Raw genomic sequence first — 17109 nt, 5'->3', positions numbered from 1 at the left:
TTATTTCTTTCGGCTGGTGGCGGCAGGGTCCAGGGCGTCGCGCAGGGCGTCGCCGAACAGGTTGAAGGCCAGGCAGATCGCGGCGATGCCCAGGCCGGGGACGATGGCCGCTGTGGGTGAGCGGAAAAGGTACTGCTGGGCGTCGGAGAGCATGATGCCCAGGCTGGGTGCGGGCGGTTGGATGCCCAGGCCCAGGAAGGACAGCACCGCTTCGCCGATGACGGCCGCGGGCATGATCACCGTGGCCTGCACGATGAGGGAGGAGGCGGTGTTGGGCAGGATGTGCTGGAAGATGATCCGCCCGCCGGAGGCATCCATGGTCTTGGCGCCAATGACGAAGTCGCTTTCCTTGATCCGCAGGGTTTCGCCGCGGATGATCCGGATCATGGCGGGGATGTGTGCGATGCCGATGGCCACTGCGGCGTTGCCCAGGCTGGGGCCGGTGATGGCCACGAGGCCCACCGCGATGATCAGGAAGGGGAAGGCCAGGGTCACGTCGTTGAGCCGCGAAATGATGGCGTCCAGCCAACGCCAGTAGCCGGCGAGCAGCCCCAGCGGGGTTCCGATGACCACCGAGAGCAAGACCGCGAGCACCCCGACCTCGAGGGAGGAACGGATACCGAAGACCAGCCGGGAGAAGATGTCCCGGCCCAGGTCGTCGGTGCCCAGCAGGAAGCCCACCGTGCCGGGCTTCTGGAACGGGGTGGCGAAGTGGACCTGCGCCGGATCGTACGGCGCCAGGAGCGGTGCCAGCAGTGCGACCAGGACCACGAGGGCCAGCAGGATACCGCCGGCCAGGCCCAGGGGGTTTCGCCGGAGCGACTTCCAGATGCGTCCGCGGTCGGAGCCCAGGCTGGTTGCGCCCGGGGCTGCAGGGCGGATGTCGGTGACGGCCATCAGTTGCTTCCTACTCGGATTCGCGGGTTGATCACGGAGTACAGGATGTCCACCGCAAGGTTAATGAGGATGTACCCAACGGTGATGACCAGCACCACGGCCTGGATCACGGGGTAGTCGCGGGTGAAGACGGAGTCCAGGGTGAGCTTGCCGAAGCCGGGCAGGGCGAAGATGCGCTCCGTGACCACGGCGCCGGAGATCAGTCCGCCCAGCTGCAGGCCCACGATGGTGACCACCACGATCAGGGAGTTCCGGAGCCCGTAGCGGAACAGGATCCGGCCGCCGCCCAGGCCCTTGGCGCGGGCGGTTCGGACGTAGTCCGTGCTCATGGTTTCGATCATGGAGGCCCGCGTCTGGCGCAGGATGACGGCGGCGAGGCCGGTGCCCAGGATCACCGCCGGCAGCGTCAGGTAGTACAGGCCGCGCACGGGGTTCGTAGCGACGTCGACATAGCCTGACGCGGGGAACCAGCCAAGGTTGACGGCCAGGTAGAGGATGGCCAGCAGGCCAAGCCAGAAGCTGGGAACGGACGGGCCGATGAGGGCAAAGCCGTTGGAGAGCCATTCCGGCCAGCGGCCGCGGTACCGCTCGGCCACCACGCCGAGCAGGACGCCGACGACGACGGCCACCACGATTGCGTAGGCGGCAAGCCACAGCGTCACGGGCAAGGTGCCGGCGAGCAGGTCCGTGACGGGTGTTCCGGTGCGGGTGGACTTTCCCAGGTCTCCCTGCAGCAGCCGGCCGATGAAGGAGAAGTACTGGACGGGGAGGGGCTGGTCCAGGCCGAGCTGGGAGCGGATGGCGTCGAGCTGTTCAGGACTGGCCTCCTCCCCCGCCATGGCAATGGCCGGGTCACCGGGGAGTTGGCGGATGCCAATAAAGATGACCACGGAGGCGAGCACCAGGGTGATGGCTGAGTGCCAGAGACGGGTCGAGAGGTATCGGATCATGGTGGAGTCCTTATTTCTTCACGAAGGCCGCGTTGCTGAGGTGGACCACACCGTCCGCGAACGTTTCCACTCCGGCCACTTTGTTGGAGTAGGCCGTGAGGCTGTGGATCCGGTAGAGGTAGATGATCGGGTCGTCGGCCTGCACCTGCTGGACGGCTTTCCCGTAGAGGGCCGCGCGGGCTGCCTGGTCTGTGGTGGTGGAGGCGTCGGTGAGGAGCTTGTCCACGGCAGGGTTGCTGTAGCCGGAGTAGTTGTTGCCGCCGCCGGTGGCCAGGAAGTTGTACATGTTCCCGTGCGGGTCCACGCGTCCGGACCAGCCCAGCAGCAGGGCTTCGAAGCTGCCGTGGCTCTGGACGTCCAGGAGCGTGGAGTACTCAACGGGCGCGATGGTCAGGGCGAATCCGCCGTCCGCCGCGGACGCCTGGAGCGCCTGCGCATACCGCAGCGAGTCCGGCGAGTTGGTGACCTGGACCTTGATGGGGAAGGGCACCGGAACCCCGGCGTCCTTCAGCATCTGCTTGGCCTTCGCCGGATCGTAGGCCGGGCAGCCTTGGGCGGCGTCCGAAGAGAAGGGGCTGGAGGGTGCCACGGGGGAACAGGCAGGCTCGTACCAGTTGTTGAAGAGCGTGCTCACCAGGGCTTTGCGGTCGATCGACATGGACAGCGCCTGGCGGATGGTGGCGTTCTTGGCCAGTGGCGTGTTGAGGTCCCCCACCGGTTTGCCCACGCCGTTGGTGTTGCCCAGGTTGATGGTCAGGCCCTGGTAGCCCAGGGATCCCACCTGGAGCACGCCGACGCCGCGTTCCTTGGCGAGCGCGTCCACGTCCTGGGGTGCGATGGAGTCCGCCACCTGGACGTCGCCGGAGCGCAGGTTGGCGGTCCTGATATTGGAGTCGGTCATGATCCGGTACGTCACCGTGTCCAGGTGGACGTTTTTGGCGTCGTAGTAGAGCGGGTCCCGTTCCACCTGGATGGAGGTTTGCGGGATGCGCTGCTTGAACTTGAACGGTCCCACGCACACGGGGTGGTCTCCAAAGGTATCCCCTGCCGCAGCAACCGCCGTGGGCGAGAGGATCATGCCGGCCCGGTCCGCGAGCGCCGCGGTGAGGGGGGCGAACGGCTTCTTGTAGCTGATCTGGACGGTGGTGGGGTTCAGGGCCGTGATGCCGCTGATAGGGCCAAGTTCGCTCTTGCGGGCGGAACCTTTCATGGTCAGGTCCCGGTCCAGGGTGGCGCGGACGGCTTCGGCGTCGAACTTGGTGCCGTCGGCAAACACGGCGTCGTCCCGCACCTGGATGGTCACCGTCTGCCCGTTGTTGCTCACCTCGGGAAGCTTGGTGGCAAGCTGCGGAACGATCTTGCCCTCGGCGTTGATGTCGTACAGCTTCTGGCACATCGTCTGCATGACATACCGGGTGTAGAGGGACGACGACGTTGTGGGGTCCAGGCGGTCGGGTTCAGCCGAGAGGGCCATCACCAGGTCGCCGCCTTCCACCACTTTCTGGTTGCCGATGGGGGCGGAGGTCACGTCGTTATGCACTACCGCCTCGGGCAGGGGCTGGATGGGTGCGCAGGCGGTCATCGCCAGTGCCAAGGCGGCCACGCCGCCGCCCAAGGCAGCGCTTCTCGCCCTGAATGGAGTGCCGTCCGGAAGGGCCCGGGGGCGGAACGGGAGTCTCATACAAGTCCTATGATCGAGCACGGAATGTGAGATTGAATACAATCGCTGAACGAACATATCCTTGGTATACGTTTCGATTCAAGGGTGTATTGGAGAATTTACGGTGAGGAAACATTTTTTCGGCTCAGCTGAGCGACTGCATCTGGTGCTGATGCTGGCCCTGACGTTTTCCACCGGCGTGGTGGACGCGATGGGATACCTTGGCCTGGACCGCGTGTTCACCGGGAACATGACCGGCAACGTGGTGCTGCTGGGCATGGCCATGGCGGGCGGAACAAGCCTCCCCGTGCTGCGGCCGGCGTTGGCGCTGGCCTTCTTCATGCTTGGCGCGGCCCTGGCAGGGCGGCTTCTTCGGCGCAATGGCGAAGGCTGGTCGCCGCAGACCTCCGCGGCCCTGCTCGCGGTGTCGCTGGGCCTGTGGGCACTGACGGTCTTCGTGCTCCTGGCCCCCGTGCAGGCGGACCCCACGCTTGGCAGCATCGTCACCAGCGCACTCGCCCTACTCATGGGCACCCAGGCCGCGACGGCGAAACGCCTGAAGGTCGCGGAGATCACCACCGTGGTGGTCACCTCCACCATCACCGGCCTCGCGTCGGATTCGCGGCTGGCCGGCGGCAAGGGAACGTTCTGGCAGCGGCGCGCCCTGGCCATTGCCCTGATCATGCTGGGAGCCCTGGCCGGAGCGGCTGCGCTGCATGTGCACCTGGCGCTTGCACTGTCCATGGCTGCGGTGATCGCTACGGCAGTCACGGTGACAGGGCACGCCGCACATCGCCGCGCTGCCGCAGAGGCAAAGGCAGACTCGGAGAGTCCCTCGCTGGCCCGGGACTGAGGCGGCGCTGACCGGAGACTAAACCGGTCAGTGGGGCGGGACGGCGGGCACGTCTGTAACGGCCGCCGTCGGAGGGCTGCGCGATTCGCGCATCAAGCCTTGCGCTAATCGCGCATCAGTAGCTATGATCTACATCATGCTTCGGGCCCGCAGCCCGACCTCCCTCTCCCCCACACAACAATGAGGTTGCACATGTCTGTCCCCATCAAGGCCACCATGGAAAAGGTTCCTGGCGGCATGATGCTGATCCCCCTGCTCATCGGCGCCTTGCTCGGCACCTTCGCCCCGGATTCCGCAAAGTTCTTCGGGTCCTTCACCGGCGCCCTCTTCACCGGCGGCACCACGATCCTCGCGGTGTTCTACGTCTGCATGGGCGCCAGCATCGACATCAAGGCCACCCCGTACATTTTGAAAAAGGGCGGAGTCCTCTTCGGCAGCAAGGTCCTGTTCGCCATCATCATCGGCGTCATCGCAGGCCGGTTCATGGGTGAACTTCCCATCGACGGCGGTTTGCTGTCCGGCCTTTCCGTGCTGGCGATCCTGGCCGCCCTCAATGACACCAACGGCGGCATGTACATGGCACTCATGGGCCAGTACGGCAAGCCCAAGGACGTTGCTGCCTACTCCGTGATGACGCTGGAATCCGGCCCCTTCCTGACCATGGTGACCCTCGGCGTCGCCGGTTTGTCCGCCTTCCCGTGGCAGGCCTTGGTGGGTGCCATCATTCCCCTGCTCCTCGGCGCCATCCTGGGCGCCCTGGACCCGGCCATGCGCAAGTTCCTGTCCTCCGCGGCACCTGTCCTGATCCCGTTCTTCGCCCTGGCACTGGGCTTCGGCCTGAACCTGGGCCAGGTCCTGAACGCCGGGCTGCTCGGCGTGGCCCTGGGCCTGTTCGTCCTCATTGCCGGCGGCGCCGTGCTCTTCTTCGCGGACAAGCTCACCGGCGGCTCGGGCATCGCCGGCCTCGCAGCAGCCACCACCGCAGGCAACGCAGCCACCGTTCCCATGCTGGTGGCCGCCGCCAACCCGGCCTATGCCCCGGCAGCGGGCCCGGCAACCGTGCTGGTGGCCGCGTCCGTAGTGGTGACCGCCATCGGCTGCCCGCTCATGGTCGCTTGGTACGCTAAGCGCCTGAAAGCCAAGCAGCCCGTGGAAACCCCCGAGGTGGCCCCAGCAGTATGAGCACCCCCGCAGCCAAGCGCTGGGCAATCATCGCCGACGACCTGACGGGGGCGGCCGATGCCGCCGCAGCCTACGGACCCACCCACAGCAGCTCCGTCATCCTGGACCTGGACTCCATGTGGCCCGAAGCGGACATCCTGTCGGTCAACACCGAGAGCCGCTACCTTTCAGCGGAAGATGCAGCGGCTGCCGTCACCGCGGCTGTGGCACGCGCCCTGGAACAGGACCGGCAGGTTTTCAAGAAGATCGACTCGCTGCTTCGCGGCAACGTCGGTGCCGAGGTTGCCGCAGCGCTGGGCCGCGTCAGTGAAGGCCGCAGCAGGGGCCTGGCCCTTGTGGCCCCCGCCTTCCCGGCTACGGGAAGGACCACCGTACGCGGGTTGGTCCACGTCAACGGTGCGCACAACGCGCAGGGAAGCTTCGACGGCGACGTCGCGGCGGCGCTTGCCGCCGGCGGTCTTTCGACTGAACTCGTGGAGCGGGAAACGCACCCCACCCCGGAGGAACTGGCCGCGCGCCTGCGCAACGTGCAGGAACGCGGGCGTGACGCCGTCGTACTTGACGCTGTTTCCGACGACGACCTGAAACGCGTGGCTGCCGCGGCAGCCCTGCTGGACTTCCCCGCACTCCTGGTGGGCTCCGGCGGACTGGCCGGGCACGTTGCCCCTCGTGGAGAAGGGCAGGATGTTCTTCAGGAGCACGCGAGGTGCGTGACACGGACGCTGACCGTGATTGGCAGCTATTCCGGCCTCGCCCGGCAGCAGACGGACGCGCTGGTCGCCGCAGGTGCCCGGCACATCACGCTGGACCACCAGACGCTCGAGGATCCGGCAGTCGCGCGCGAAGTTGCGGCGGCGATGCTGCGGACGGACGTGGTGTTGACGCCGGATCCCATGGGCGCCGTGGATAAATCGCAGGCGCTGGTGGTGGCGGAGGCGCTGGCACGGGCCACTGCGGCCGGCGTCGAGCACTGCGAGGCGCTGGTCCTGACGGGCGGGGAAACCGCCACGGCCGTCCTAAAGGCCCTCGGCGCCGGCAGCTTCACCGTCATCGGGGAGATTGAGCCCGGAGTGGTCATGAGCCTGCTTCCGGAGCCCCTCCCCCTGCTGGTCACCAAGGCCGGTGCATTCGGGGACGCCGGCACGCTGGCCAGGACCAAACAGTTTTTCACTAGCACTACGACTGAAATGAGTAGCAAATAATGGGACGCCCGATTGTAGCCATCACCATGGGCGACGCGGCCGGCATTGGCCCGGAGATCATCGTCAAGGCCCTGGCGGACAGCGAACTCCGGTCCAAGGCGCGGATGCTGGTCATCGGCGATCTGCGCCGGATGCAGCTCGCCGCGGACATCGTGTCCAGCCCGCTGACCCTGCGCAAGGTCACCGAACCGTCGGAGGCATTGTTCCAGGAAGGCACCATCGATGTGCTGGACATCGACTGCATTCCGGAGGACCTGGCCTGGGGCGAGCTGTCCGCCGCCGCCGGACACGGTTCGTACCTCTTCATCGAGAAAGCCGTGCAGCTGGCAATGGATCGCCAGGTGGATGCCATCTGCACTGGACCGCTCAACAAGGCGGCCCTGCACGCGGCCGGACACAAGTTCCCGGGCCACACGGAACTCCTCGCCGAACTGACCGGCACCGAGGAAGTGTCCATGATGCTGACCGCGCCCAAGATGCGCGTCATCCACGTGACCACGCACATCGGCCTCATCGACGCCATCGCCAAGATCAACGGCGACCTGGTCTACCGGACCATCAAGCGCGGGTATGAGCTGCTGCGCACCTCCGGGATCGAGAACCCGCGGATTGCCGTGTGCGCCATTAACCCGCACGCGGGCGAGAACGGTCTGTTCGGCTACGGCGAAGAGGCGGAGAAGATCCAGCCGGGCATCGAGAAGGCCCAGGCGGACGGCATCAACGCGTTCGGCCCGCTCCCGGCGGACACCCTGTTCTTCCTGGCCGGCCGCGGCGACTTCGACCTGGTGGTGGCCCAGTACCACGACCAGGGCCACGGACCCGTCAAGGTCCTGGGCCTGGAGAACGGCGTCAACATCACCGTGGGCCTCCCCGTGGTGCGGACGTCAGTTGACCATGGCACGGCCTTCGACATCGCCGGCAAGAACATTGCCGACCACGAGTCGCTGCTCGAGGCGCTGCGGCAGGCAGTGGACCTGGCACCAGCGCGCGACGAGGCCTGAACGCTTCAGTAGTGAAACGGCCGGTCAGCGTAGAATTGCTGGCCGGCCGTTGCCGTCCCTGATTCGTTAGAGCCGGAACTAGCATGGGTAGCACTGCCACTGCCATACCCACGGGAAGGAGACCGGGAATGCTCAGCGCAAACGCGCGCCGCGAGGAGATCTACCACCTTGCCGTGACCACCGGCCTTGCCTCCGTGGAGGAGCTCTCCGCCAAGTTCGAGGTGACCGCGTCCACCATCCGCCGCGACCTGGCGCTGCTGAATTCGCAGGGCCGGCTGGCCCGTACGTACGGCGGGGCGATGGCGCTGGGCGCGCACCCGGAGGCGTCGCTGCGGCAGCGCACGGGTCAGGCGTTCGAGCAAAAGCATGCCATAGCCCGGTGGGCGGCGTCGGTGATCCAGCCCGGGGAGAGCATCCTGCTCGACGCCGGCTCCACGGCGGGTGCCCTGGCGCACGAACTGCGCGGGTTTGATCGGTTGTCCGTGACGACGCCGGGCCTGAATACTTTGCAGGAGCTGGCCGATTCGGAGGGCATCGAGGTGGACTGCCTGGGCGGCCGGCTCCGGGGCGTCTCGCAGAGTTTCGTGGGCCCGCTGGCCGAGGCGGCGCTGGAGCGGATGAGCTTTGACCGGGTGTTCCTGGGCGCCGACGCCGTCACCGCCGAGGACGGCATCTGCGAAGCCGACCACGCCCAGACCCGCCTCAAGGAGCTGATGGCCCGGCGGGGGCGTTTGGTTTATGTTTTGGCCGACTCCTCCAAGCTCGGACTGCGGCCGTTCCACGCCTGGGCGCGGCTGGCACTCCCCTGGACCCTGGTGACGGACGACGGCGCCGACCCCGCCCAGGTGCAGAAGTTCCGCGGCGCGGGGGTACAGGTTGAGGTGGCCTCCGTTTCCGGGTAAGTCCCGGTGGGTAGGCTATTTCTACAACGAACGAAACCCCTGAACGATATGGAGACGCGCATGCACGCCGTGCTGGAATACACCTACGCAGACGACTACCTCGAAAGCCGCGAACAGTACCGCGCAGACCACCTCCGGGCGGGGTGGGAGGCAGTCGAACGCGGCGAGCTCCTGCTGGGCGGCGCCGTTGGCGAAGTCCCCTTCAAAGGCTTGTTGATCTTCACCGGCCAAAACGCAGTGGAAGCCGCCAAAGCTTTTGCAGCCGCCGACCCCTACGTCCTCAACGGCGTGGTCACGGAGTGGACCGCCAACCCGTGGACAACGGTGCTCGGAAACGAAGCGGCGACGCCGATTCACCCCTAGATCCAATAACGTAAAGCCCAGGCCGGAAGCCTGGGTCGAACTGAAAATGGGGGAATCAATGCCGGAACTCGGCCGCATCTACTGGACCCGGTTGGGGCTTCGTTTGGCCTACTCAGCTGTGCTGGTGTGGCTTGCGGTAGCAGTGATGTCAGCGCTCATGGGGAAGGCAATACCGGCTGTCGGAGCGGGGCCGGCATCGGCGGCCGGGGTATTGCGAGGACTGTTCGACGGCGTCGTCGCTGCCGCCGCGTTTCCCGGTATTGCCGCCATCGTTCTGATCATCGCCGCGGCCGTAGTGGCGGGCCGGGACGTCCGGCGTCGCGACCCCGTCCGCCGTTTCACCCGCCAGCAGCGCCGTGAGGGAATGGCCCGCGCCGACGGCCGGTGCGAGTTGGAGTCCGGGTTCGGGCGCCGCTGTGGCCGGCCCGCCGAGCACGGCGACCACTTTTACCCATGGTCTGTAAGTCTTTACCCGGTTGCTCAGTGAGCGGCTGGCAGGCTGGTGCTGTGGCCGGGCTGGGGTGTGACTCACCCATGGGTTTGCCTCCGAGCTCAGTATTTCGGAGTGCGCTTTCTTGGATATGTCCGCCCTGGCCGGGCCCAGCATCGGTTGTGTCTACAGCGCTGGCCTGATTAGAAGCATGCCCACCCGTGCACCGGGTGTGGCCCATTACAGACCTGCCACGCCGTAACCCACCGACGCGTTTCCATTCTCGGAACTCAGGAGGAAAAGATGATTGTGGCAGAGCACTTCGGTTTCGTCGTCGGCATCGATACCCACGCCAAAACGCATACATTCGCCATCATCGAAACCGGCAGCGGTGGAGAAGTCGCGAACGAAACATTCCCGGCCACCGCAGCCGCAGGCAGTCGCGCACTGTCCTGGGTCCTGCGCCGCACCGAAGCTTCTCCTGGACAGGTTCTACTCTCTATGGAGGGAACGGGTTCGTACGGTGCCAAACTCCGGCAGCAGGCCACAGACGCCGGATTTCAAGTCACCGAAGCGCCCGTCCCGAACCAACGGCTCGGGAGATATCAGGGAAAATCCGATTCCATCGACGCAGCGCGGGCAGCACGAGGGACGCTGAGCATACCTATGGACCGCCTCCGAGAACCCCGGTCCGGGCAGAACCACATGGCACTACGGATCCTCTCCAACGCACGCCGCACCATGGCACGAGAACGCACCGCAGCCATCAACGCACTCACGGCTCTCCTACGCGTCGTAGACCTCGGCATGGACGCCCGGAAACCATTGACCGTCACCCAGACCCGTACCATCGCAGGATGGCGGGAAAGAGACGAAGAATTCGGAGTCCAAACCTGCCGCCGCGAAGCAATACGCCTCGCAAAGCAGATCCTCACACTGCAGGAGCAAATGACCAGGAATCACGCAGAACTTGAGATCCTTGTGAAGCAAGTCCAGCCGTGTCTCCTCGATGTCTACGGCGTTGGTCCGGTCCTGGCCGCAATCATCCTCACAGCCTGGTCACACACCGGAAGAGTGCGCTCCGAAGCCGCATTCGCAGCTCTTGCCGGCACCTGCCCGGTCCCGGCCTCATCAGGCGGCACCACACGATTCCGACTAAACCGCAGCGGCGACCGCCAACTCAACAAAGCGATCTACACTATCGCCCTCATCAGAATGAACCGGGACCCTGCCACCAGAGGTTACGTGACGAAGCGAACAAGCCAAGGCAGAACTAAGAAGGAAATCATCCGAAGCCTCAAGCGCTACATAACGCGGCAAATCTATCGAACCCTAAATGCCGCACAGGAATCCTTACCTGCAGCGGGATGCCCGCGGCAGGGAGTCTCTTAGATCTGCTAAAGGTCTAAAAGAAAAGGGGTCCTCGCCGCTTTCCTGAGTTGTGTCCGTCTCGACTTGAAGCCGGCGGCTTAGCCTTCGAAGCGACCGCAGCTGCAAGCCCAACGAAAGCGGCGATCAGCAGTAGATTAAAAAGTAATTCAGTAACCTCCGAACCGCGACCAAGCGCCACCAATGTGACTATAATAAAGATGACGCCACATGCAAGGCAGGAAAGACATAGAATCTTCGCCCAAACAGGCAAAAGGTTAATTCGACTTAGCATTTCTCCCCCTATTTAGTAAATAGATCTTAGCCCCCAATGGACGAGAAATCTAGGTTTACCTGGGACTGTCCGCGGGTTTGTCGCACATCGGACTGGCCCAAGTTCTCCACTCCCCTAGCCGCGGAAAGGGCTGACAGAAGCCAAGTTGGGAGCCACGCGGCAGGCGGCCCCCAACCATGGATCCTCCTCGGGCTACGTCATCCGGAACTGCAGGTAATACTCTCCGAAGGCACCGCCCACATGGGTACAGGGCGTGACGATCACCGCGTAATTGTTGAGCAACTGCTGGTACCGATCCTGACAATTGCGCTCGGCCCTGAATCTTTCGGTTTGGAGAACCCCTACCACATCAGGGGAAGGCGAAGCGGCGCTGGCGACTGCCATACCGGAGAACGCGGACCCTCCTATAATCGTGACTATGGCAGCGGCGCGCGTGATTGCATTTCTCATGATTCCCCCCAGGGTTGTTCACCGATATGGCAATGAGTTTTTGTCCGTAAGACTTCTCCGTCAAAAAATGAGACCTATATCGGAGCCCTTTGAAGGGTTTGTCCTGCGAAGTGATAAAAGCCTATCGGTAGAACACCTTAAGTCAAGAGGGATTTCGTCCCTTTTCTTGGCATTTCGGGATTGTTATTGAGCAAGGAACTTCGCCTCGTGGTCGGTCTGCCCTCGCCGTGTTCGATCTGAATACTTTGGAATGCGAGCCTGGTTTCCCCCGCGCAGGGCTGCTTGATCACCTGCCGATATCTAGAGGCCAGGCCCCACTAACCTTGTCCTCGTTGCCACCGCCAAGCGTGCCAGAACATGAGTGCGATAACGGTAGTGACGCCGATGAAGACACTTTGCGGTGCGAAGGTGAAGAGGATGTCGGCCATACTGACCCGCTGGGTCATGCTCACCTCCAAAGAGCCATTCAGAAGTGCCAACAATCCGCCCAGGATCAATACTCCTGACAACGCCCACAGGATGATGATGAAAGGATTTTTTGTCCGGGGCGAAGGCCCGATCTCTTCGGCCGCTGCCGCGGTCATGGTCGCCGGTACCGTACCGTCCCCATTGCTCACCTCACGGAAACCAATGCCTTCATGCTGCCCGCTTCCCAAGCCCGTCCCCCTATTGTTTGGCCGCAGTTCCTTTGACTGCTCGAAGCCCAAGCCTAGCTCCACAGGATGCACGGGGTGCTGGGCGCACGTTCCGGTCCTTCCCCTGCGCGTTGGGACTCCTCGGATGGAATCCAGCCGCTGCTTGACGAATATAGAAGCATCCAAGGGCGGCTCAACGAGTCTGCAGAACTTTGTTGCAGCCTGTGCCAGGTGCAACCGCGCCAAGCGCGCCCGGATCCCGTCACCCGACCAGCAGCGCCGGATTGAACGACGACGGCGGGAGTACCTGCCGCCGTCGTCCGCCTTCAGCGTTGGCGAACGCCGGCCACTTCCCTAAGGCCTGCCGGTTCAGTTGAGCGCACCGAACTACTGAGTCTTTGACAGCGTGAATATCCCGTAGCGCATCGCGCCGGTGCGGTAGGCCAGGATCATGCGGGGAATGCTCCAAAAGGAGTCACGGTTCCGGGCGCCAAGGGCGAGGCGACGGATCTTCGGATCGACGATCACGGCCTTCATCAGCCGGGCGGTACAGATTACCCAGGTGCGGGCAACGCGGCGGCTCACATCCTCGTAGCCCACGACCGCAAAGCCCGCCGCCAATGCCATCGCCTCATAATCCTCGCGCGTGCCCATCGAGGGCAGGCGCCCTTCCCGGCAGATCGGCTCCAGCAGGTGCCGGACCTTCCAGCCCCTGGCATCGGTCCCGGCGAGCCAGGCACACACGACCAACCGACCGCCGGGCGCCAGCACTCGGTGCGCTTCTGCGAAGAAGCCGGGCTTATCGACCATGTGCTCGCTTGACTCGATCGCCCAGGCCGCATCGGCCGAGGCATCGGGCAGCCCGTTGAAGAGCCAATCACGCACCTGGATGTCGACGCCCGCCGCTGGATGGGCGGCGGCATAGGTGCCCTGCTCAGCGGACAGCGTGAAGCCAGTGACCCGGACCTTGCGCGTCATGGCGAGCCGCCGTGCAGTGGCACCGTAGCCGCAGCCGATATCCACGCACACATTTCCGGGCTCCAGGTTCAGCCGGTCGGCGACGGCGTCGACCAGCGCCTCGACGGCCTCTTCGGCTGTCTCGCGGCCCGTCACCCACAACCCGTGATGAACATGGTCCCCCCACACCTGGCGGTAAATGGGATCGAGCTCGTCGTAGTGGTCCGCGACCGCCGCGGCATCCTGGGAAATATCTGGGACGATCACGGCACGACACTACAACGGCGCTCCACCGCGAAGGAAGGGAAAGGACGACGGCGGCACTTGCGTCCCGCCGTCGTCCTCCCCCACGTTGGCGGGTATCAGACCAGGGGCGTAATCGGAGATACAGAGAAGGGTACGGCCAGCAGGGACTGCACCCCGTCCACGAAGTCCTTAACATGGACTTCCTCGTTGTGGGCCTCCAGGTCCCCGCGGCGGGCCCATCCCTCAATGAGGACGTACGTACCTGGCCTTTGATCGTCTGCGAAGACCGTATATTCCAGGCATCCGGTGTCCTTCCGGCTCAGCGACTGCAGTCCGAGGAGTGCTTCCTGCAGCATGGCTTCGTGCCCTGCTTTTGCGGTGAACACCGGCATTAACCAGACTTGCGTTTCGTCTTGGCTGACTGTTGTGTGTGGCATTTTTCGTCCTCGGGTGGTCCTGGGCTTGCGGGAGGGGCGGATTCGTCGCCGCCCCTCCCCTTACGTCATGCGTTGATCTGCGGAACGTCGACCCAGGATTCTTTTGCCGCCGACTCGACAATTGCGTCGTCGATGAGGGCTACCTGATATCCGTCGGCAAAGTTCGGGCTGACGCTGCCGCCTTCTGCGATGGCCTTGAAGAAGTCGTAGGCCTCGATGATCTTCGTTTCGCCGTATCCGATGCCGAGCGCAGGGATGGGCCAGAGTGCATCTCCATGCGGGTGTGCGGGCCCGGTGTAGACGGTGCGGAATCCGCGGCGGTCGGCCTGGTCGGACGCGAAGCAGACCTGCAGTTCGTCGCGCCGCTCGTAGTTGAAGACGATGCTGCCTTCGGTTCCGTGGATTTCGAAGGTGATGTAGTTGTTCCTGCCGTGGGCGTTGCGGGTTGCTTCCACGGAACCCACGGCACCGTTGGCAAAGCGGATCATGGTCATGACTTCGTCGTCCACGTCGACCTGGCCACGGGGGCCTTCTCCGCCCCGTACGGTGCCGAGTGCGTCAGCACCTCCGGCTTGGAGCGGCCGCTCGGGGATCCAGGTGGACAGGAGGGCGTTGACGGCGCTGAACTCGCCTACAAGGTAGCGGGCCATGTCAATGACGTGCGTTGCAATGTCGCCAAGGGCGCCGGAGCCTGCGATGGATTTCTGGAAACGCCAGGAGAGCGGGGAGTTGGGGTCGGCGCTCCAGTCCTGCAGGTAGGTGCCCCGGAAGTTGAGGATTTGTCCGATGGCCCCTTCCTCGATGTATTTCTTTGCCAGTGCAACGGCCGGAGTCCGCCGGTAGTTGAAGGCGACCATGTGGACGAGGTTCTTGTCTTTCACTGCGTCGTACATGGCCTTGGATTCTTCGCCGGTACGCGCCAGGGGCTTTTCGCAGATGATGTGCTTGCCTGCTTCGGCGGCGGCGATGGCGATCTCGGCGTGGAGGTGGTTTGGCGTGGCGATGTCGACGACGTGGATGTCCGGATCATCGATGATGCTGCGCCAGTCTGAGGTGGAGTTCTCGAAGCCGAAGCGGCGGGCAGCTTCCGAAGCAAGGTCTTCGGTGGCTTCGGCAATGACTTTTCGAACCGGCATGGCTGGTGCGGGCCAGAAAAACATGGGCATGGCGGCGTAAGCCAGCGAGTGGGCCTTGCCCATGAAGCCGCCTCCGATGAGGCCGACGTTGAGGTTCTGCATGTGAATCGTGTTCCTTCCGGAAGGCAGGGCAGTTGCCGTCTGTGGCAGTCCCCGCGGTTGAAAAATTAGTGAGAGAGGAGCTTTTCGAGGTACTTCTTGCTGAGGGCCGCGGCTTCCCGGGGGTCACCGTCGTAGTTGTCGAGTTCGACCATGAGCCAGCTGTCATAGCCGCTCTCGCGGATGGCTGCGATGATGTCGGGGAAGTCGAGCTCACCCTGTCCAAGCGGCAGGAAATTGAAAGGGTCCTTCTGGAAGTCCTTGAGGTGGACATGCCGGATCCTGTCGGGGTACTTCCGGATGACTGCGGCCGGGTCCGCTCCTCCGGCTGCAAGGTGTGCGGTGTCCGGGCAGAAGCCGATCCGGGTGAGCGGCATGAGCCTGTCCAGTTCTTCCGGGCTTTCCACAATGGTGCTCAGGTGCGGGTGATAGCTTGCCGACAGGCCGAAGCTTTCCGCGATGTCCGTCACGCTGTCCAGGGCCTCACCGAGGCGGTGGTAGTCCTCGTCAGTGGTTCCGGCGGCGCGGCGTGCCCCGCCTCCCACTACCAGCCGTTCTGCTCCAAAGTTGGCAGCCAGTTCGGCGGCACGGTGGATCCGGTGCAGCTCGTCGGGAAGGATGTCAGCGTAGATGAAGTTCGCGCCGGTATAGACACTGGTTAGCTCGATGTTGTTGCTGCTGAGGATCTCTTTAAGTTCTTCGGGCTTGTCGGCGTATTCGGCCAGGTTGCCGTCGAACATCTCCACGCCCTGATAGCCAACGGAGGCGATGTCCTGGACCGCTTGCTGCATGGACCCGTGGGTCATGTAGAAAAGGTCCTTCACGCTCGTCACACCTTGCGGGTGGCCGACGACGCCGCCCCAGGTGATGGAACAGTAACCGAGTTTCATTGCTTCTGCCTTTCAGCTGCGGGGGAAGAGGTGAGTGATCCGGTGAGGTTGTCCGTTTGCGGAACCTCGACCCAGGTCTGGTGCGCGGCCGAGGTTACGACTGCATCCGTAAGGAGGGCTGCCCGTAGGCCGTCCCGGAAGGTGGGCATGCCGTCCGGTTCCTGGCCGTGGACGGCCGCATACACGTCCGCGACGAACGCGTTGAAGCTGTCCTGGTAACCCTGGGGGTGGCCCGGGGGAAGTTTGGCGTAGCGCCGGCCGCCCGGCGTCGTGAGTGTTTGCGGGCCGACCGGGATCTCGGAACTTGAGTCGCTGCGGCCGACGTGCAGGGTGTCGGGCCGTTCCTGGTTGAAGCTGAATGACGCTTCGGTTCCGTCGAAGGAGAACCAGAGTCGGTTCTTCCTGCCGGGACTGACTTGGCTGACCACCACGGAGCCGGTGGCACCCTGGTCCGTCTCGAACAGGAGCGTGGCGCCGTCCTCGGTAGCGACGGAGGACAACCGGCCGCCGGTTTCGCGTTCGTCGTATGCCCTGCTGGTCTGGGCCACAAGCCTGGTGATTCTGTGTCCGGTGGTGAACTCCATCAGGTCACACCAGTGGACGCCGATGTCGCCGAACGCCCTGGACGCTCCGCCGATCGTTGAATCGACCCGCCAGTTCGTGGCTTCCGCGCCGGCCAGCCAGTCCTGCAGGTAGGAGCCGTGCAGGAGCCAAAGCCGGCCGGCGTCGCCGCGCTGGATGCGGTCGCGGGCCTCGCGGACGGCCGGATAGAACCGGTAGACGAAGGGCACGCCGGTGACGACCCCGGCCTGGGCCGCGAGGGTTGTCAGTTCCAACGCGTCCCCAACGTTCGTGGCCAGTGGCTTTTCGCAGATGACTGCCTTTCCTGCCGCAATGGCCTTGCGGGCAAGGTCGGCGTGAGTGGCGTTCGGGGTGCAGATATGGATGACATCCACATCTGCCCGTGCGATCAGTGCTTCAGGCGATTCGGCTGCGGTTCGGGCGCCGAGAGCGGGTGCTGCGGCTTCGGCGGAAGCCTGGCTGCTCCCGGCGACTGCGACGACTTCACCGCCTGCTGCGCGGACCGCATGGGCGTGGACAGAGCCCATGAATCCTGTTCCGATGATTCCGGCCCGTAGCTGGGAAGTCACGGGTG

At 64.4% G+C, this 17109-nt stretch carries 18 protein-coding genes; 9 read left to right on the top strand and 9 right to left on the bottom strand.

Features of this window, described 5'->3' with window-relative positions; genetic code table 11:
- The 3 genes from LFT44_RS04990 to LFT44_RS04980 are packed head-to-tail and all read right to left on the bottom strand — an operon-like array spanning nucleotide 1 to nucleotide 3528.
- The gene (locus tag LFT44_RS04990) at nucleotides 1-897 is read right to left on the bottom strand and encodes an ABC transporter permease (RefSeq protein WP_236801411.1); all 897 of its coding nucleotides are present in this window, start codon (nucleotides 895-897) and stop codon (nucleotides 1-3) included.
- Nucleotides 897-1847, bottom strand: a complete 951-nt coding sequence (locus LFT44_RS04985) for an ABC transporter permease (RefSeq protein ID WP_236801410.1) — start codon at nucleotides 1845-1847, stop codon at nucleotides 897-899. The genes LFT44_RS04990 and LFT44_RS04985 overlap by 1 nt, the downstream gene beginning before the upstream one ends.
- Nucleotides 1848-1857: 10 nt before the next feature.
- Nucleotides 1858-3528, bottom strand: coding sequence for an ABC transporter substrate-binding protein (locus tag LFT44_RS04980; protein WP_236801408.1), 1671 nt, complete (start codon nucleotides 3526-3528; stop codon nucleotides 1858-1860).
- A gap of 103 nt (nucleotides 3529-3631) precedes the next feature.
- Here LFT44_RS04980 and LFT44_RS04975 point away from each other — a divergent pair, with 103 nt between their 5' ends.
- The 8 genes from LFT44_RS04975 to LFT44_RS04940 all read left to right on the top strand — a co-directional run bounded on the left by LFT44_RS04975 (nucleotide 3632) and on the right by LFT44_RS04940 (nucleotide 10832).
- On the top strand, nucleotides 3632-4360 hold the full coding sequence (locus tag LFT44_RS04975) for a YoaK family protein (protein WP_236801407.1): 729 nt from the start codon (nucleotides 3632-3634) through the stop codon (nucleotides 4358-4360).
- 192 nt (nucleotides 4361-4552) lie between these two features.
- The gene (locus tag LFT44_RS04970) at nucleotides 4553-5542 is read left to right on the top strand and encodes a 2-keto-3-deoxygluconate permease (protein WP_236801406.1); all 990 of its coding nucleotides are present in this window, start codon (nucleotides 4553-4555) and stop codon (nucleotides 5540-5542) included.
- Nucleotides 5539-6744, top strand: a complete 1206-nt coding sequence (locus LFT44_RS04965) for a four-carbon acid sugar kinase family protein (RefSeq protein WP_236801405.1) — start codon at nucleotides 5539-5541, stop codon at nucleotides 6742-6744. Before LFT44_RS04970 ends, LFT44_RS04965 begins: the two co-directional genes overlap by 4 nt.
- Nucleotides 6744-7745: a 4-hydroxythreonine-4-phosphate dehydrogenase PdxA gene (gene pdxA, locus LFT44_RS04960; protein ID WP_236801404.1), complete on the top strand. Its 1002-nt coding sequence runs from the start codon at nucleotides 6744-6746 to the stop codon at nucleotides 7743-7745. Before LFT44_RS04965 ends, pdxA begins: the two co-directional genes overlap by 1 nt.
- 128 nt (nucleotides 7746-7873) lie before the next feature.
- Complete coding sequence (locus tag LFT44_RS04955; protein ID WP_236801403.1) at nucleotides 7874-8647, top strand: DeoR/GlpR family DNA-binding transcription regulator; 774 nt, start codon at nucleotides 7874-7876, stop codon at nucleotides 8645-8647.
- Between the two features lie 60 nt (nucleotides 8648-8707).
- Nucleotides 8708-9010: a YciI-like protein gene (locus tag LFT44_RS04950; RefSeq protein ID WP_236801400.1), complete on the top strand. Its 303-nt coding sequence runs from the start codon at nucleotides 8708-8710 to the stop codon at nucleotides 9008-9010.
- A gap of 58 nt (nucleotides 9011-9068) precedes the next feature.
- Nucleotides 9069-9497 carry an HNH endonuclease gene (locus tag LFT44_RS04945; protein WP_236801399.1) on the top strand — a complete coding sequence of 143 codons (429 nt, stop codon included), beginning with the start codon at nucleotides 9069-9071 and terminating at the stop codon, nucleotides 9495-9497.
- Between the two features lie 246 nt (nucleotides 9498-9743).
- Nucleotides 9744-10832, top strand: coding sequence for an IS110 family transposase (locus LFT44_RS04940; RefSeq protein ID WP_141160439.1), 1089 nt, complete (start codon nucleotides 9744-9746; stop codon nucleotides 10830-10832).
- A 1038-nt stretch (nucleotides 10833-11870) separates the two neighbouring features.
- On the opposite strand, the gene LFT44_RS04935 is transcribed toward LFT44_RS04940, so the two are convergent.
- A complete protein-coding gene (locus LFT44_RS04935; protein WP_141160440.1) occupies nucleotides 11871-12260 on the bottom strand; it encodes a hypothetical protein in 390 nt (129 codons plus the stop codon).
- Nucleotides 12261-12351: 91 nt separating this feature from the next.
- Here LFT44_RS04935 and LFT44_RS04930 point away from each other — a divergent pair, with 91 nt between their 5' ends.
- Nucleotides 12352-12546, top strand: a complete 195-nt coding sequence (locus LFT44_RS04930; protein ID WP_236801398.1) for an HNH endonuclease — start codon at nucleotides 12352-12354, stop codon at nucleotides 12544-12546.
- Nucleotides 12547-12575: 29 nt separating this feature from the next.
- Here LFT44_RS04930 and LFT44_RS04925 read toward each other — a convergent pair whose 3' ends face one another.
- From LFT44_RS04925 to LFT44_RS04905, 5 genes are all read right to left on the bottom strand, one after another.
- Entirely contained in the window at nucleotides 12576-13412 is an 837-nt protein-coding gene (locus LFT44_RS04925) for a class I SAM-dependent methyltransferase (protein ID WP_236801397.1), read from the bottom strand.
- 95 nt (nucleotides 13413-13507) lie between these two features.
- On the bottom strand, nucleotides 13508-13828 hold the full coding sequence (locus LFT44_RS04920; protein ID WP_236801396.1) for a putative quinol monooxygenase: 321 nt from the start codon (nucleotides 13826-13828) through the stop codon (nucleotides 13508-13510).
- A gap of 65 nt (nucleotides 13829-13893) precedes the next feature.
- Entirely contained in the window at nucleotides 13894-15066 is a 1173-nt protein-coding gene (locus LFT44_RS04915) for a Gfo/Idh/MocA family protein (protein ID WP_236801395.1), read from the bottom strand.
- 65 nt (nucleotides 15067-15131) lie between these two features.
- On the bottom strand, nucleotides 15132-15953 hold the full coding sequence (locus LFT44_RS04910; protein WP_236801394.1) for a sugar phosphate isomerase/epimerase family protein: 822 nt from the start codon (nucleotides 15951-15953) through the stop codon (nucleotides 15132-15134).
- Nucleotides 15950-17104 (bottom strand): Gfo/Idh/MocA family protein, encoded by a 1155-nt coding sequence (locus tag LFT44_RS04905; protein ID WP_236801392.1) that lies wholly within the window; start codon nucleotides 17102-17104, stop codon nucleotides 15950-15952. The genes LFT44_RS04910 and LFT44_RS04905 overlap by 4 nt, the downstream gene beginning before the upstream one ends.
- Nucleotides 17105-17109 lie beyond the last annotated feature (5 nt).

The organism is Arthrobacter sp. FW306-05-C (genome assembly GCF_021801725.1).
In the GTDB taxonomy this organism is placed as follows: domain Bacteria; phylum Actinomycetota; class Actinomycetes; order Actinomycetales; family Micrococcaceae; genus Arthrobacter.
This window is presented reverse-complemented; position numbering and strand designations above follow the sequence as displayed.

Excerpts from the sequence above, each read along its gene's own strand:
- LFT44_RS04990 (WP_236801411.1), bottom strand. The coding sequence starts at position 897 with ATGGCCGTCACCGACATCCGCCCTGCAGCCCCGGGCGCAACCAGCCTG.
- LFT44_RS04985 (WP_236801410.1), bottom strand. The coding sequence starts at position 1,847 with ATGATCCGATACCTCTCGACCCGTCTCTGGCACTCAGCCATCACCCTG.
- LFT44_RS04980 (WP_236801408.1), bottom strand. The coding sequence starts at position 3,528 with ATGAGACTCCCGTTCCGCCCCCGGGCCCTTCCGGACGGCACTCCATTC.
- LFT44_RS04970 (WP_236801406.1), top strand. The coding sequence starts at position 4,553 with ATGTCTGTCCCCATCAAGGCCACCATGGAAAAGGTTCCTGGCGGCATG.
- LFT44_RS04965 (WP_236801405.1), top strand. The coding sequence starts at position 5,539 with ATGAGCACCCCCGCAGCCAAGCGCTGGGCAATCATCGCCGACGACCTG.
- pdxA (WP_236801404.1), top strand. The coding sequence starts at position 6,744 with ATGGGACGCCCGATTGTAGCCATCACCATGGGCGACGCGGCCGGCATT.
- LFT44_RS04955 (WP_236801403.1), top strand. The coding sequence starts at position 7,874 with ATGCTCAGCGCAAACGCGCGCCGCGAGGAGATCTACCACCTTGCCGTG.
- LFT44_RS04950 (WP_236801400.1), top strand. The coding sequence starts at position 8,708 with ATGCACGCCGTGCTGGAATACACCTACGCAGACGACTACCTCGAAAGC.
- LFT44_RS04945 (WP_236801399.1), top strand. The coding sequence starts at position 9,069 with ATGCCGGAACTCGGCCGCATCTACTGGACCCGGTTGGGGCTTCGTTTG.
- LFT44_RS04940 (WP_141160439.1), top strand. The coding sequence starts at position 9,744 with ATGATTGTGGCAGAGCACTTCGGTTTCGTCGTCGGCATCGATACCCAC.
- LFT44_RS04920 (WP_236801396.1), bottom strand. The coding sequence starts at position 13,828 with ATGCCACACACAACAGTCAGCCAAGACGAAACGCAAGTCTGGTTAATG.
- LFT44_RS04915 (WP_236801395.1), bottom strand. The coding sequence starts at position 15,066 with ATGCAGAACCTCAACGTCGGCCTCATCGGAGGCGGCTTCATGGGCAAG.
- LFT44_RS04910 (WP_236801394.1), bottom strand. The coding sequence starts at position 15,953 with ATGAAACTCGGTTACTGTTCCATCACCTGGGGCGGCGTCGTCGGCCAC.